The following is a 14869-nucleotide window of genomic DNA, read 5'->3' as shown; positions in this document are numbered from 1 at the left end:
GTGCCGAAACTGTGGAACGAGACGATCGAGGCGCACCGTAACGCCGTGCGCGACGCGATCATGGAGACGACTTGGGCCCTGGTGACCGAGCACGGGCTCACATCGGTGACGATGTCGCAGATCGCCGAGAAGGCCGGTATCGGACGAGCGACGTTGTACAAGTACTTCCCGGACGTCGAATCGATCCTGGACGCCTGGCACCAACGCCACGTCACCGGCCACCTCGAGCAACTCGCCCAGATCCGGGACCAACCCGGCGCCGCCGCCGAGCGGCTCCAAGGCGTGCTCGAGGCCTACGCGCTGATCTCCTACCACCGTGAGCACCACGGCGCAGAACTCTCGGCGCTCCTGCATCGAGGCGAGAACGTCGTCCGAGCCCAGCAGCAACTCCTCGAATTGATCAGGGACTTGCTGGCCGAGGTCGCAGAGACCGGTGAACTCCGGGACGACGTCGCGCCTGAAGAACTCGCGAGCTACTGCCTCCACGCCCTTACGGCAGCCGGCAGTCTGCGGTCCAAGGCCGCGGTCCAGCGGCTCGTCGCGGTCACTCTGGCCGGGTTGCGACCCGAGCGCTGACTCGTTCCGATGGCGTCGGCGCCCGAGGCTCGTCAACACTTCGTTGATCTGCGGGTCGGGCTCGTGGCCGGTGCTCGGCAGTGCCGCGCTCATGAGGGCGGGCATCGCATTCGCGGCCAATCGCGGGCTGCCGATGCCATCGTGGCCGCACTGCCTCCCGCCAAGCAGGGCGTGGGGACAGCGTGTTCCACGGAGATCGGCGCGCTGGACAGCGTGCTCTCCGTCGAGGTCGACGTGGACGCGGCCCGCGTCACCGTGACCACCACCGACGAGCCCGACGACGCGCTGTTCGCCAAGGTCGCGCACCTGTCGTCACCTACGTGGGTTGGCCCTTCCACAAAGCCGCCCACGCCGGCGCCCGGCACGGCGCCGGCACCATGGACACCCTGATCCCGGTCGGCACCTGGGCCGTCGTGATCGCCCTCGCGCTCGGTACGCTCGGCTTCCAGCTGGGCATCACCAGGAGCGCGGCCGCCGCAGTGGCATCGGGCCCGCGGGCACGATGCCACTGCGGGGGCGGCGCTGATCAGAGCCGGTCGAGGATCTTGTTGAACTGCTTAACCTCGGCCGACTGACCCTTGATCACGGCGGCGGCGAGCTTTTCGGCGTCGGCGTTACGGCCGTTCCTCTGCTCTGCCTTGGCCATCTCGATGGCGCCGTTGTGGTGGGCGACCATCATGCGGGCGAACTCGCGGTCGAAGTCCCCGCCCTTCGCGGCCTCGAGCTTCTTCATGTCATCGTCGGACATCATGTCGGCCGTGTCGCCGCCGTGGTCCATGTCACCGTGGTCCATGCCGGTCGAGCCGGGCGACTCCGGCTTGCCCCACGACTTGAGCCAGCCTTGCATGGTCTTGATGGTCACGGCTTGACCGCGCTGGCAGCGAAGATCGGGACGGCCAGGAACAACCGTCCCGCCCGGGACCGCTGTTGCTGCTCGGCGACCCAGGCGTCGGCCTCTTCCCGGTTGATGGCGCCCGCGGAGCAGGCAGCCTCGGCGAGGCCGGACAGCATGGGGAGCCACATCGCGTCGGTGAACACTCCGGTGTGCATCTCAACGGCGACGTGATGGAATCCGGCCTCGGCGAGCAGAATGCGATAGCGGCGGGCTGCGCGAGGGCCGGGAAGCATGCCGGCGCGGGCGTGCACCATCGTGCGGGTGAGTGCAGGGTCATCGGCGTCGATGACGAACGTTCCTCAACCGTGTGGGCGTGCCGGTACCGCTGCTCGTAGCGGCGCGGCTTTCAGAGCATGGCTCTGGGTGCCGCCGTCCTCGCCGATCGGTCCCACGAGCCGACCCGCACCGAAGGCCGCCAGGAACGCTGCGGCGAGTGCAGCCGCGCAAAGTCCCAGCCTGAGCGCAGTGTTCATCGCTCGTCCCGGCTGACGAGCTCGTAACCCGCCTCGTCCACGGCGGCCGCCATCGTGTCGTAGTCAAGGCGCTCCTCGCTGGTCACAGTCACCCGGCCCGAGGCGAGATCCACCTCGACTTCCCTCACGCCATCGAGGCCACTGACCTCGGACTGCATGCGCTCACGCAGTGGTCGCAGGTCATGCCCTTCACGGTGTAGATCTCCTGTGTCGGCACGGCTTCTCCCATGATCGTTGTGTTGCATCGGGCAAGCATCGGTGGAGGGCGCTCGGAGCCCTTCGCAGTACGCCCACCCCGTAGATCGACGACTGCCTCACTTCGATACCTGGGTCATACGTGTGCCCCGTGCAGGCGAGCTCAGCGGCCCCTGAACCCCTCTCGGCAGCCACAGCTGGTTCATACGGCCAGGGGGTATGTTCAAAGTGGGCCAAGAGCAGCGTGAACGGTCACGCAAGGGGAAGGGCGTACAGAGTCATGTCGGGTCACAAGAAGCACAAGGACGATGTCGTCGTGCGATTGCGCCGTATCGAGGGCCAGGTTCGGGGCTTGCAGCGGATGGTGGAGGAGGACACGTACTGCATCGATGTCCTCACTCAGGTGTCGGCGGTTACCCGGGCGCTGCAGTCGTTTGCCCTGCAGATGCTGGACGAGCACATGGCCACCTGCGTGAGCGACGCGGTTGCCGAGGGCGGGGAGGAGAAGGAGCAGAAGCTGAAAGAAGCGTCTGATGCGATCGCACGGCTCGTGCGCTCCTGAAAGTAGCCCCGCCCGGGTTGGGAAGGCCGCCGTGATCCGCCCTGGTTCCCGCGGACCCTGCCAGCGCGGGATCGAGATTTCACGGCGGTGGCGTCAGCGGCCGGCTTCCGCGGTCCCCGGAATGGTCGTGAAGTGGCCGCTCCAGGTCAGGACCGGCGCCCCGGGGACTTCGGAGAAGGTGCCCGTACGCTTCCAGGTGGCGCCCTTGTTCTGGCTGACGTGCAGTTGTCCCGTCTGGGAATCGAACGCGTACAGCTTCCGCCCCGCCGGGGCGGATGCGTGGAAGTCGGCCTCGCCGCCGAGCGAGCACAGCACCGACGGCGGACGCACCTTCCGCGCGTCGCACTCATGCCGACGGCCGCGTGGCCAAGCAGCCGGGACGCTCGACATGGACCGAGCACGGCCCCGCCTGCCTGAGGCGGTGATCCCACCGTGCTCACCGCCGGGACCACGCAGCTGCTGCTGGCCGCCGACAGCCGACACCGTCTACCAATCCACCGACGCCGGCGCACCTGGACCGTCCTCCATCGCCCGTCCGCAGGCGCCGACCCTCTCTGGCGGAATACCCCACCAGGGTATAGTGTTCTCCGTGTGAGTTCGGAGACAGGCCCACCCTTGACAGGGGGATGAAGGTCATGGACCACAGTGCTCACCACACCGGCACCGCGCACGACCACGCCACCCACGACGGTCATGAAGGTCATGAAGGTCATGCCGACCACGGCGGGCACGCGCACGGGGGAGCCTCCTGGGGCACGGCTGCGAAGGCGACGTTGCACTGCCTGACCGGGTGCGCCATCGGCGAGATCCTTGGCATGGTGATCGGTACCGCCCTGCTGTGGGGCAACGTGCCGACCATGGTCCTGGCCATCGCGCTCGCGTTCCTGTTCGGCTACTCGTTCACGCTGTTCGCGGTCCGCCGGGCCGGCCTGGACGTCAAGACCGCGATCAAGGTCGCGCTGGCCGCCGACACCGTTTCGATCGCCGTGATGGAGCTGGTCGACAACGCCATCATCGCCCTCACCCCGGGCGCGATGGACGCCCACCTCTCCGACGGGCTGTTCTGGTCGGCACTCCTGGGCGGGTTCGCGGTTGCCTTCCTGATCACCACGCCCCTGAACAAGTGGATGATCGAGCGCGGCAAGGGCCACGCCGTCGTCCACGCCTACCACTGACGCCGAACGGGCGCACGTCCGGGCGCCCCCTTGCGTACCGCCTGCGCCGACGCCTGTCTGCGGCGGGCGCGAGAAGCGCTCTACCGCCGCCCGAGGCGCGCGCCTCCGCGACGCCTCGACGGTCAGGCCCGGGAGGGGTGAGCAGCCTGGGTCGCGGCGGCAGAGGCGTGGGCGATCCTGCCCCGGTTGCCCAACGCCCGACTCGGCGAAGGCGCGGGGAACGCCGGCGACGCCAGTTCATCCGCGCGTCGGCGGAGCCAACCCGGTCTCGGAAGTCGGTCGGTGCTGTCATGCCGCCATCATGATCAGCATGGTGGCCATGCACCCGCCCATGCCCACCTGGCCGGCGAGGGCCGCATTCGGCGCGGAGAGTCCGCGGCTCCGGCGGGGGCGGCGGTGACGAGCGGCTGGACTGGTCACCGCGGACATCGGCTGCCGGGCGCCTAGCAGCCGGGCCCGCACGGACAAGGCCACGGCTATCAGGAAGTACAGGGCCAGCGCGCCGAAAGCGAGGCGCCATACGGTGGGGGAACCCGAGGATGCCGCGGCTCCCGCCATGGAGTGGGCGTGCATGCCTTCCATCCCCGCTGTGCCGTGCATCGAATCCGTGCCGTGCATCGACTCCATGCCGTGCATGCCATGAACTCCTCCGTGGGAGGCGCCCAAGGCGAGGACGGGCCCCGAGGAGGCCCCAGGCATGGCGAGTGTCATCAGCACCATTGCGACGCCGCCCACCACATGGTGAGCCCAGTGATGGGAGTGCCGCCAGCCGCGCCGGATCGCATCGCGCACGGACATCGTCAGAGCGCCCAGGCCGACGGCGGCGAACACTGCGGCCCACCACACCGCCTGATCCCCGAACGCGCCGGCTGTGGGTGGTGCGGACATGACTGCCATGCCGCCGGCCATCACCGTCTCGGCCGCGGCCGCATGCCGCGCCGAACCGTCGACCAGGGCCATCCGGACCAGGCTCCCGACAGCGACCGCGGTGGCTGTCACAGCCAGCGACCAGCCCAGCACCAGACCCGACATCCTGCCACCCTTCGCTCCGACTGGGCGGGGATGCGTACCGCGCCGACCACGGTCGGCTCGTCGACCACGGGTCGGCTCGCACCGCGGGCACACCCAGTCCATCTGCCTCGTCGATCCCCGAAGCCGCTGGATGTCGCATCTCAGCCTGAGACGCAATGCAGCCAGTAGCGCCGGGCTTTGGCGTCGGCAGGATGCGAGTCGTGCCGACACCTACTGAGCCCTAGTACGCGGCGCGCGGTGAAACTGCTCAGGGTGGGAACGACGAGCAGCGTGCCCGAACTCCAGCGCAGGCCAGTTCGCTGACGGTGTCCTCGGTGAGTGCGGACAGGAGTCCGCGGTGCCGTCGCCTGGTGCGGCCACGGCGTGCGAAGCCTGGTCGGCGTCGTGCACATGTCGTATGGCACCAGACGGATCCGCACCGATCAGACGCGTGCCAGGAGCAGGTGGTCGGCGTGACCGCGGCAGTCGGTCCCATTGCGGCGCTGCCCGCTTTCGGCCAGAGCCGCCTGACCCGGGTCGGTGACCGCCAGGCCCTGTGTCATATTCCCGCCTGCCCCGCGAGCCAGCTCGCGCGGGAGCACACCCACGATGCCGCGGGCCGCCCTTCGGGCGGACGACGGGAATATGACAACAGGACCTGGCCCCGGACCGGACGAGGCGGGCGCCTACGGCGCCGTGACCCTCACCGGTTCGGTGTCGGCCGCGCTGTGCCGCTCGGCCCAGTTCTCCAGCGCCGTGCGGCAGGCGTGGTCCAAGTGGTGCAGCCCGGACAGGTCCAGCTCTACCGGCCGGTCCTGGGGCAGCGCCTCCAGGCTGTCGAGGATCTTCGGCAGCCGCAGGAAGGTCGCGTTGCCCGACAGGTACGCCTGGACGGGACCGGCGCCCTTGTCGATGATCTCCAACTTGACGTGCGAGGCTTCCCAGGCGGTCTTGGCGACCGACAGCGCCAGACCGATCAGCACGCCCTCGAACATGTTGACTGCGACGATCGCCACGGCCGTGACCACCAGGATCAGCGCCTCACCGCGGTGCTCCCGCCACAGCGACACGATCGGCCGGAACGGAATCAGTTTCCAGCCCGCGTGCACGAGGATGCCGGCGAGGGCGGGCAGCGGGATCAGCGCCAGGGCGGACGGCAGCAGTGCCGCGAACAGCAGCAGCCACACGCCGTGCAGCACGCGGGAGGCCTTGGTCTTCGCGCCCGCCTGGACGTTGGCCGAGCTGCGCACGATCACGGCGGTCATCGGCAGTGCGCCGAGCAGCCCGCACACGGCATTGCCCGCGCCCTGAGCCATGAGCTCCTTGTCGTAAGCGGTGCGCGGGCCGTCGTGCAGCCGGTCCACGGCCGCCGCGCTGAACAGGCTCTCGGCGGAGGCGATCAGTGCGAACGCGAGGATCGTCCCGAAGATGGCCGGGTCGGTCAGCTCGCCGAAGGCGTCGGCACCGGGCGGCTGGATCGCGCCGAGCAGTCCCTGCACCTCGACGGTGGCGACCGGCAGACTGAACGCCAGCGAGGCGAGCGTGGCCAGCGCCACCGCCGCGAGCGCGCCCGGCACGGCCCGGGCCCGTTTCGGCATCCGCTTCCACAGCACCATCACGGCGATGGTGCCCGCGCCGACCCCGAGCGAGGCCAGGGCCTCGGTGCTGCCGAGGGCGCGGGCGAGCGCCTCCGGCAGCCCCGCGATCTTGTCGATGCCGGACGCCGGGGCTTTCAGGCCCGCCGCCGCGTACAGCTGGCCCGCGATGATCACGAGCCCGATGCCGGCCAGCATGCCCTCGACCACCGAGACCGAGATGGCCCTGAACCAGCGGCCCAGCTTCAGTGCGCCCGTGACGAGTTGGAGCAGCCCGGCGGCCAGCACGATCACGCCGAGCGCGGGCAGCCCGAACTCGCGGACAGCCTCGAAGACGAGCACGGTCAGACCCGCGGCCGGCCCGGACACCTGGAGGCTGCTGCCGGGCATCAGCCCCGTGAGGATGCCGCCCACGATGCCGGTGACCAGGCCGAGCTCTGCCGGGACGCCGGAGGCGACGGCCACGCCGACGCACAGCGGCAGCGCGACCAGGAAGACGACGAGGGAGGCGGCGAAGTCCTGCTTGAGGTAAGGGAACTTGGTCATAGCAGTCATGGCGCCGCTCACAGGGCCGCGAAGGTGTCGGTGTCCGCGCGGTGTTCGCGTACGGTCCCGGTGTGTACCTCGTAGTACCAGCCGCGCACCCGCAGCCGCCCCTCGGCCAACCCCTTTTCCACACAGGGGTAGGAGCGCAGGCGGTGCAGCTGAGCGAGCACATGGTGCTGCACGGCCGCGGCGACGGCCGGGTCGCCCGGGTCGGCCGGCCCCGGTTTGTCCGCGGCGTGCGCGAGCCAGTCGCGTACGGCGGGGACGGCGTCGAGGTCGTCGCCGCGCACCAGCGCGCCGACGGCACCGCAGTGCGAGTGGCCGCAGACGACGATGTCCTTAACCCCGAGCACCTCCACCGCGTACTCGATGGTGGCGGCCTCGGAGGTGGGGTGCGCGGAGGCGTACGGGGGGACGATGTTGCCCGCGGTGCGCAGCTCGAAGAGCTCGCCGGGGCGGGCTCCCGTGATCAGGGCCGGTACGACCCGGGAGTCGGAGCAGGTGATGAAGAGGACCTGCGGGGACTGGTCCTCGGCGAGCTTGGCGAACTCCTCAGGGCGTTGTCCGAACGTGCGGGCGTTGTCGATGAGGGGCTGCATGCGTGCTGATTCCTCCTGGCGCGCCGTGGGGGCGCGTCGGACGGGCAGGACAAACGTGGGGGGTGGGACTACTCCGCTGTCAGCAGCGGAAGACCTGGAGTGCGGCCGGGAAGTGGGCTGTTGAGGATCCCGACGGACGATGGGGCCCGGCGCTGGGCGCGACCGGTTCGTCAGCGGCCGCCGGATCCAGCGCCGGCAGGGTGCGCTCGGGCGGCTGGGGCGCGGAGTCGGCGGCGCAGTGCCGGTCGAGGGTGCGCAGGGGGCCTGCCGGGCCGCCGAGGTAGCCGGCGTCGTGACAGGTGACGGTCTCGTCGGGCAGCGCAATCCCAGAGGACTTGATTCCGGACGGGGCTTTGGCCTCAGCATGATGGGCCGTGTGCGCGGGTGCGAACGGCGCTGCGGGTGCCAGGAACGGGAGGGCGAGCAGCACGGCGGCGAGGACCGCAAGCACGGTCCGGGCCGTCGTACCTCGAAACATGCCGCCCCTCCAGTAAGTTCGCACCTTTTGTGTGTGCCAAGTGTTAGTCAACGACTGGTCAAGAAACACGTTAACCCGGCGAAGTTGTTTGCGCGGTTAACTCAACGTTTCGAGCTGGAGAGAGCCCGAAAAGTGGAGGGTTGGTTGGCGTGAACTGCCCCTTGACGTCGTGGAGTTGATGAGCTAGGAGGCTCGACGAGCCGCCTCGCGTACCCGGAAGTGCTCTTCCGGTATCCGCCCTCCGGCGTCTCAGCTCTGATCAGCTCGTCGAAGGGCAAGTACGAGGTCAGGACGGACACTCCACGGTCGCAGAGCCGGTCCGCGAGCACGACGAGCCGCAGAACCTCGGCTGGGCCGGCACCGGGCGACGCTGGTGCTCCCCGGCATGGTTGCGGCCCGGCCGATCCTCAGCGTGTTGCGGTCCCGTTCTCGCACTCCGGCCAGCGGCACGCCGATCGTCACGATGTCCCGGTGCCCGACAGCAGACTGCTGCGTTGCACGCCCCGTGCGACGCTCCGGCGGTTCGGCCTCCGCACCAGCGAGGAGCCCGGGTCACGAAGACGGTCACCGCCATTGAGCCGAGGGGCCCCGCTCGGTGAACACCCTCGGCGCCGCGGATGGTGCGTGCCGCTCTCTGCCTCCAGCAGTGAGGTGAGGGTTGCCCCGCCGTCATCGGGTCCGTGGATACCGCTGGCCGCACGACGGCCTTGGTGTCGCCGGTCCAGCCTCGGAGGCCACGCGGTGGGCGCGGGCGAGAGAGGCGTACAGCGGGTCTCGGCGGGCCACGGTGGTGGCGTGTTGCGGCTGCGGCGGCGGCCAGGGCGTCGGAGGGCACGGGGACGATCGACGTAGCCGTGCACCGTGCGCATTCGGGCGTGGACGTGGACTGAATCACGCTGACGCGCCATGGCAAGTATTAACATGCCGGACGTCTCGCGTTCCCCGTGTTCTGTATCAATGACCTGCGTGCGAGGGAGAAGCGCATGACCGAGACACAGTCCGCAAGGAATGGGAAAACCACGACCGGGTCGGCGAGCGCCCCGCACCGATTGCCTCGTCATCATTCCGGGGCCACGGCTGACCTTCGGCGTACCGGGATCAATCCGAATTTCTGGTACCCGGTCGCTGTATCGGGGAGCGTACCGAAGACCAAGACGTTCGCTGCCACGTTCGCGGGTGAGCGGATCGCGTTGTATCGCGGTGAGAGCGGCACGGTCTACGCATTGGAGGACCGGTGTGCCCACCGCCAGGTACCGCTGAGTATGGGCGTCGTGGAAGGTGAGGCGCTCCGCTGTTGCTATCACGCCTGGGCCTACCGCGGGAACGGCCGCATCTCGCAGATCCCATATCTCCCCAAGGGCGCCGACCGGCCGCCGCGCGGTGTGCGCGCCTATCCGATCCGCGAAGCCTACGGACTGGTGTTCGTCTTCCCGGGCGACCCGGAGAAGGCGGCCACGACACCGCTGCCCGAGTTGCCGGAGTTCGATTCCGTCAGGCACAAAACCATGACGTTTTCGCGCACCGTGCACTGCCACTACTCATTCATGCACGAGAATTTGCTCGATATGAACCACCAGTTCCTGCACCGGGGCATCCTCGGCAGGATCCAGCCCAAGCTCCTCGGGTACGACACCGGTCCGCAATCCGTAGAGGCCCGGTATCTGTTCACCCACGTCGGCGGGAAAAAGAACCGCGGCGCTGGTCTGCTCGCCGCCGGTGGTACCGGGGGCGGCAAAACGCCCGACCTCGTCACCATCCGTACCGAGTACCCCTACCAGACCCTCCAACTGGTCCCCGAAGACGCCGAACTCCCGGCGTTCTCCCTCTGGGCGGCCTACGTACCGGAGGACGTCGAGCAGCGCACCAATCACGCCTACGGTCTGCTCATGATTGAGAAGCCGCCGATCCCCGGCGCCCTGCACCTCGCCTGGCCGTTCATCCGGCGCTTCACCGAGCGGGTGTTCGCCGAGGACCGGATGGCGGTTGAAGCCGAGCAGCTGGCCTGGGACGAGCAGGGCGAGGACTGGAACCAAGAGGTCTTCCCACTGATCGTCGATGTCCGCGATGTGTTGCGCACCAACGGCGTCCCCATCCGCCCGGAATCCGCCCTGTGCGGCGCCGCCGCGTTCTGCAGCAACTCACCGCCGGCCGGCGCGGCACCACAGGTCGAACCGAACCAGCCGGGCTGACCCGGCTGCACCACCGCCACCCTGCGATCCAGCCGGCTCACCGTACGATCCGTGGTCCGCTTCGGGGACCGCGACTCCGATCGAGCATGACGCGCGCCCAGCCGCTCGGCGGCCACCCGGCAGCCCTGGGAGCGTTGAACTGCATGCGCTGCACAGTGGGCCGTCGAGGCAGACACGGCCACCCTTCCCCTGCGTCAGACGTGCTTAGCGCAGCTTCATTGATGCTTCCTGGCAGCCAGTTACGTGACCTTGGAGATTCCCCGTACACTTAGGCTCACCTAAGTTCGCGATCACCACGATCTCCGTCACGTCGGAATGGATGCGATGTCAGCTGCCACAATCAGCAGCCCAAGAGGTGCTCTGATCAGCCGCCGCATCGGCTGGACGGTCGCGGCCGTCGTCGCGCTGCTGCTGGCGGTGCTGCTCAGCCTTGCTGTCGGTGCGCGCCAGATCGCCCCGAGCGAAGTCTTCGAGGCCTTGCTGTACGGCGGTACGAGCGAGGCTGCCGAGGTCGTGCGGTCCCTGCGGGTGCCCCGGACCCTTATCGGCCTGATAGTCGGTGCGGCGCTCGCCCTGGCGGGCACGGTGATGCAGGGCATCACCCGCAACCCCATCGCCGACCCCGGTGTCCTCGGCATCAGCCAGGGCGCGGCGGCGGGCGTGGTGCTGGCGATCGCGTTCGCCGGGGTGCACACCCTCACCGGCTACGTGTGGTTCGCCTTCGTTGGAGCCGGAGTTGCGTCGGTGGCCGTCTATGCCGTCGCCTCCAGCGGGCGCGGCGGGGCGACCCCGGTGAAACTGGCCCTGGCCGGTGCCGCCATCAACGCACTGCTCATCTCGGTCATCCAGGGAATGTTGACGACGGACGCCGCCACGCTTGACGAGTTCCGCTTCTGGCAGGTCGGCTCGATCGCCGGGCGGGACGCGGTGGTTGCCGGTCAGATCTGGCCGTTCCTCGTCGTGGGTGCGGTACTGGTGCTGTCGGTGGCGCGAGGGCTGGACGCCCTGGCGCTGGGCGAGGACGTCGCCAAGGGGCTCGGGCAGAAGGTGGCGAACGTACGGATCGTGGGCGGCATCGGCGCGACGGTACTCACCGGCGTCGGGGTCTCGGCCGCCGGGCCGATCGCGTTCGTGGGCCTCGCGGTACCGCACATCGCGCGCGCAGTCGTGGGCACCGATCACCGCTGGGTGCTGCCGATGGCGGCACTGCTCGGCCCCGTCATGCTGCTCGTGTCGGATGTCATCGGCCGGGTCGTCTTCCCGCCGAGCGAGGTTCCGGCGGGCGTGATGACGGCCCTGATCGGGGTGCCGTTCCTTATCGCCATGGTCCGCCGCAAGGCGGTGAGCGCATGACGGCCTCTCTTGTCGGGCGCCCAGCGGCAGTACGCCCCGCCGGATACGGGCTCGTCAGGCGCGGACGTGGATCCTTCCTCGTCCATCGGCGCGCGGCAGTCGCCGCGGGTGCCCTCGCCGTGCTGACGGCGGCCGTGTCCTTCGCGTACCTGTGCCTCGGCGAGACCTCCGTCGCGCCGGGCGAGGTCGTGAACGTGCTGGCCGGCCGGCCCTCGTGGGGCGAATTCCTCGTGAGCGAGCTCCGGCTGCCGCGGCTCGTCCTCGGGTTGATGGTCGGTGCCGCCTTCGGCGTCGGCGGCGCGCTGATCCAGACCGTCGCCCGCAACCCGCTCGCCAGCCCCGACATCATCGGCGTCTCCCAGGGCGCGAGCGCCCTGACCATCGGTGCGCTGACTTTCGGCATCGGCTCGTTCAGCATCCTGCCGTACTTCTCGGTCGCGGGCGGGGTGGCCGCCGCCACGCTCGTCTACCTCTTCGCCTGGCGCAGCGGGCTGCATGCGGCGCGGTTCGTACTCATCGGCATCGGCATCGCCATCGCACTGCGGTCCGTCACCCACCTTTTCATCACCAAGGGCGAGTATCTGGTCGCCCATCAGGCGCAGGTGTGGCTGACCGGCTCACTCAACGGGCGTGGCTGGGACGAGGCCGCACCGCTCGGCTGGACGCTGCTCGCCCTGGTGCCCTGCGTGGTGTGGGCCGCGCGGGCGCAGCGCAGCGTCTCCTTCGACGACGACACCGCCACCGCGCTGGGCGTACCGCTGCAGCGAACCCGGTTCGGGCTGGCGCTGCTGGGCGTCTTCCTCGCGTCGGTGGCGACGGGCGCGGCCGGTCCGGTGGACTTCGTGGCGCTGCTCGCCCCGCAGATCGCCCGTCGGTTGACAGGCACGGCGCAGATCCCGCTGCTGTGCTCGGCGCTGCTCGGTGCGCTGATCGTGGTGGCCGCCGACTTGCCGGCGCGCCTGCTGTTCGCGCCGGTCGAGCTGCCCGTGGGAGTGCTGACCGCCGTTATCGGTGCCCCGTATCTGATCTGGCTGATTGTCCGCGGCCGTACTGGAGGAAGAGCGTGACCGAGAGCAGGCTCACAGCCCGCGACCTGACCCTGGCCTATGAGGAGCGCACGGTCGTGGAGGACCTCGACCTGGAGGTCCCGCACGGCCGGGTCAGCGTCATCGTCGGCCCGAACGCCTGCGGTAAATCAACGCTGTTGCGGGCGCTCGGACGGCTGCTCAGGCCCCGGCGCGGCTCGGTGCTGCTCGACGGTACGGAGTTGGGCCGCATACCCACCCGCACGATCGCGCAGTCCATCGGACTGCTTCCGCAAACCCCGGTCGCGCCGGAGGCGATCACGGTCGCCGATCTCGTCTCGCGCGGCCGCCAGCCGCACCAGCGCTGGTGGCAGCAGTGGTCGGAGGAGGACGAGCGGGCGGTCACCGACGCCATGGACCGCACCGATGTGACGGCGCTCGCCGAGCGGCCGGTTGACGAGCTGTCCGGCGGTCAGCGGCAGCGCGTGTGGATCGCCATGGCGCTCGCCCAGGAGACCGACCTGCTGCTCCTCGACGAGCCCACCACCTATCTGGACATCTCCCATCAAGTGGAGGTGCTGGACCTGGTGCGGCAGCTCAATCGCGAGCGCGGCCGGACGGTCGTCGCGGTGCTGCACGACCTCAACCAGGCGGCGCGTTACGCCGACCATCTGGTGGCGATGAAGGCGGGACGGATCGTTGCGCAGGGACGCCCCTCGCAGATCGTCACGGTGGATCTGGTACGCGACGTCTTCGGTCTCGAATCGGTCGTGGTGCCGGACCCGGTGACCGGCAGCCCGCTTGTCGTCCCCGGTAGCCCGTGGCAGGCGGACGCCCCTGCCCCTGCCGTCGCGGCCTCGGCAGAGGTCGGCTGAACTCTTCGGACGCCGGCCGTCGGTCCGGCACCGGTCTCCGCCAGGTCACCGCCGCCGGTGCCGCTCGGTGAGGACGACGGGGCGGGCTGGGCCGGCCGCGCCGTCCGACGGTCGGCCGGTTCCTTGCAGGGCGTCCTGGTGACGTACGAGGAGGCTTTCTCGCCTGCCTCGTCGGACGGCTCTGTTCCGCCGTCGCCCAGTCCGAGTTGTGATCCGCACAGGACTTGCCCCCACCCCCACATAAGGTTAGCTTTACCTAAGTTCACCCCCCGCGCTGAACTGTGCTCCCGTCAGGAAAGGCCTTCCACTCATGTCCCCATCCCTCAATCGCCGCGCCGGAGTCGTTGCCGTCGTTGCCGCCCTCGCCATCACGGCCACCGCATGCGGGTCCGGCAAGGACGACGCGAAGTCGTCCGCTGAGGGGGGCAAGCACACCGTCCAGACGGCCATGGGCAAGGTCAATGTCTTCGACAGCCCCAAGCGCGTGGTCGTCCTGGACACCGACGCCCTCGACTCGGCCATCACCCTCGGCGTCAAGCCGGTCGGTGCTGTCACGGCCGAGGCGGGCGCGCCGATGTCCACCTACCTCCCCAAGGACCAGATCAAGGGCATCAAGAACGTCGGCCTCATCATGGAGCCCAACCTCGAAGCGATCAGTGGGCTGAAGCCGGACCTGATTCTCAGCAGCAAGGAGCGCGACGAGAAGAGCTACAAGGAGCTGTCGAAGATCGCGCCGACCGTCTTCACCGAGACGACCGGTCCCGCATGGCGGGAGAACTTCGAGCTGCACGCCGACGCGCTCGGAAAGAAGGACGAGGCCAAGAAGGTCGTCGCCGACTACGAGAAGCACGTGGCCGAGGTGACCGACGCGCTCGGTGGCGCGGAGAAGGCAGAGAAGACCAAGGTCGGTTTCGTGCGCTTCGTCGAGGGCGCGGACACCCGCCTGTACATGAACGACACCTTCGTCGGCAGCATTCTCAAGGACCTGAAGGTCGGCCGCCCCGCCAACGTCGACAAGACCGGCTTCTCCCTCGACGTCAGCCCGGAGCGGATCGACGAGGGCGACTCCGATGTCATCTTCTACTCCACCTACGGTGACCCGAAGAAGGCCAAGGAGACCAGCATCACCGGCGGCAGCCTGTGGAAGAAGCTGGACGCCGTGAAGAACGGCAAGGCGTTCAAGGTCGACGACAACCTGTGGATGCTCGGCATCGGCTACACCGGAGCCGACCAGATCCTCGACGAGATGGACAAGCACCTCAAGTAACAGCGGTGCGAGACCGTACAACTGCGGCCCCGGTCACGGAACATCCGTGGCCGGG

17 protein-coding genes and 1 pseudogene are annotated in these 14869 nt (G+C 69.2%); 9 read left to right on the top strand and 9 right to left on the bottom strand.

The window, feature by feature from the left end:
* Both ACTWP8_RS07725 and ACTWP8_RS07720 read left to right on the top strand, forming a co-directional pair.
* A complete protein-coding gene (locus tag ACTWP8_RS07725) occupies positions 1–576 on the top strand; it encodes a TetR/AcrR family transcriptional regulator (protein ID WP_443321390.1) in 576 nt (191 codons plus the stop codon).
* A 141-nt stretch (positions 577–717) separates the two neighbouring features.
* Positions 718–966, top strand: coding sequence for a hypothetical protein (locus ACTWP8_RS07720; protein ID WP_443321470.1), 249 nt, complete (start codon positions 718–720; stop codon positions 964–966).
* A gap of 136 nt (positions 967–1102) precedes the next feature.
* On the opposite strand, the gene ACTWP8_RS07715 is transcribed toward ACTWP8_RS07720, so the two are convergent.
* From ACTWP8_RS07715 to ACTWP8_RS07705, 3 genes are all read right to left on the bottom strand, one after another.
* Positions 1103–1438, bottom strand: coding sequence for a DUF305 domain-containing protein (locus ACTWP8_RS07715; RefSeq protein WP_443321389.1), 336 nt, complete (start codon positions 1436–1438; stop codon positions 1103–1105).
* A complete protein-coding gene (locus ACTWP8_RS07710; protein WP_443321388.1) occupies positions 1435–1725 on the bottom strand; it encodes a hypothetical protein in 291 nt (96 codons plus the stop codon). Before ACTWP8_RS07710 ends, ACTWP8_RS07715 begins: the two co-directional genes overlap by 4 nt.
* Before the next feature lie 215 nt (positions 1726–1940).
* Positions 1941–2102 carry a heavy-metal-associated domain-containing protein gene (locus ACTWP8_RS07705; protein WP_443321387.1) on the bottom strand — a complete coding sequence of 54 codons (162 nt, stop codon included), beginning with the start codon at positions 2100–2102 and terminating at the stop codon, positions 1941–1943.
* A 188-nt stretch (positions 2103–2290) separates the two neighbouring features.
* Between ACTWP8_RS07705 and ACTWP8_RS07700 the strand changes: the two genes are divergently transcribed.
* Positions 2291–2701 (top strand): metal-sensitive transcriptional regulator, encoded by a 411-nt coding sequence (locus ACTWP8_RS07700; protein ID WP_443321386.1) that lies wholly within the window; start codon positions 2291–2293, stop codon positions 2699–2701.
* A gap of 93 nt (positions 2702–2794) precedes the next feature.
* On the opposite strand, the gene ACTWP8_RS07695 is transcribed toward ACTWP8_RS07700, so the two are convergent.
* On the bottom strand, positions 2795–3031 hold the full coding sequence (locus tag ACTWP8_RS07695; protein ID WP_443321385.1) for a hypothetical protein: 237 nt from the start codon (positions 3029–3031) through the stop codon (positions 2795–2797).
* A 305-nt stretch (positions 3032–3336) separates the two neighbouring features.
* On the opposite strand from ACTWP8_RS07695, the gene ACTWP8_RS07690 reads away from it, so the two are divergent.
* Positions 3337–3876, top strand: a complete 540-nt coding sequence (locus ACTWP8_RS07690; protein WP_443321384.1) for a DUF4396 domain-containing protein — start codon at positions 3337–3339, stop codon at positions 3874–3876.
* Between the two features lie 288 nt (positions 3877–4164).
* Here ACTWP8_RS07690 and ACTWP8_RS07685 read toward each other — a convergent pair whose 3' ends face one another.
* The 5 genes and pseudogenes from ACTWP8_RS07685 to ACTWP8_RS07665 all read right to left on the bottom strand — a co-directional run.
* Complete coding sequence (locus tag ACTWP8_RS07685) at positions 4165–4908, bottom strand: DUF5134 domain-containing protein (protein WP_443321383.1); 744 nt, start codon at positions 4906–4908, stop codon at positions 4165–4167.
* 665 nt (positions 4909–5573) lie between these two features.
* A complete protein-coding gene (locus ACTWP8_RS07680; protein ID WP_443321382.1) occupies positions 5574–7028 on the bottom strand; it encodes a SulP family inorganic anion transporter in 1455 nt (484 codons plus the stop codon).
* A 17-nt stretch (positions 7029–7045) separates the two neighbouring features.
* Positions 7046–7627, bottom strand: a complete 582-nt coding sequence (locus ACTWP8_RS07675) for a carbonic anhydrase (RefSeq protein ID WP_443321381.1) — start codon at positions 7625–7627, stop codon at positions 7046–7048.
* Positions 7628–7706: 79 nt separating this feature from the next.
* A complete protein-coding gene (locus tag ACTWP8_RS07670; RefSeq protein WP_443321380.1) occupies positions 7707–8105 on the bottom strand; it encodes a hypothetical protein in 399 nt (132 codons plus the stop codon).
* A 224-nt stretch (positions 8106–8329) separates the two neighbouring features.
* Positions 8330–8472 (bottom strand): annotated as a pseudogene (locus tag ACTWP8_RS07665) (cell division protein ZapE); the annotation flags it as partial.
* Between the two features lie 616 nt (positions 8473–9088).
* Here ACTWP8_RS07665 and ACTWP8_RS07660 point away from each other — a divergent pair.
* The 5 genes from ACTWP8_RS07660 (at position 9089) to ACTWP8_RS07640 (ending at position 14814) form a co-directional block, all read left to right on the top strand.
* Entirely contained in the window at positions 9089–10294 is a 1206-nt protein-coding gene (locus ACTWP8_RS07660) for a Rieske 2Fe-2S domain-containing protein (protein WP_443321379.1), read from the top strand.
* Positions 10295–10618: 324 nt separating this feature from the next.
* Positions 10619–11647: a FecCD family ABC transporter permease gene (locus ACTWP8_RS07655; protein ID WP_443321378.1), complete on the top strand. Its 1029-nt coding sequence runs from the start codon at positions 10619–10621 to the stop codon at positions 11645–11647.
* Positions 11644–12714, top strand: coding sequence for a FecCD family ABC transporter permease (locus ACTWP8_RS07650; RefSeq protein WP_443321377.1), 1071 nt, complete (start codon positions 11644–11646; stop codon positions 12712–12714). Before ACTWP8_RS07655 ends, ACTWP8_RS07650 begins: the two co-directional genes overlap by 4 nt.
* Positions 12711–13547, top strand: coding sequence for an ABC transporter ATP-binding protein (locus ACTWP8_RS07645; RefSeq protein WP_443321376.1), 837 nt, complete (start codon positions 12711–12713; stop codon positions 13545–13547). Before ACTWP8_RS07650 ends, ACTWP8_RS07645 begins: the two co-directional genes overlap by 4 nt.
* A 310-nt stretch (positions 13548–13857) precedes the next feature.
* Positions 13858–14814, top strand: coding sequence for an ABC transporter substrate-binding protein (locus tag ACTWP8_RS07640; protein WP_443321375.1), 957 nt, complete (start codon positions 13858–13860; stop codon positions 14812–14814).
* Positions 14815–14869: the final 55 nt, after the last annotated feature.

This window comes from Streptomyces sp. 7N604, from assembly GCF_052245475.1.
Taxonomy (GTDB): domain Bacteria; phylum Actinomycetota; class Actinomycetes; order Streptomycetales; family Streptomycetaceae; genus Streptomyces.
This window is presented reverse-complemented; position numbering and strand designations above follow the sequence as displayed.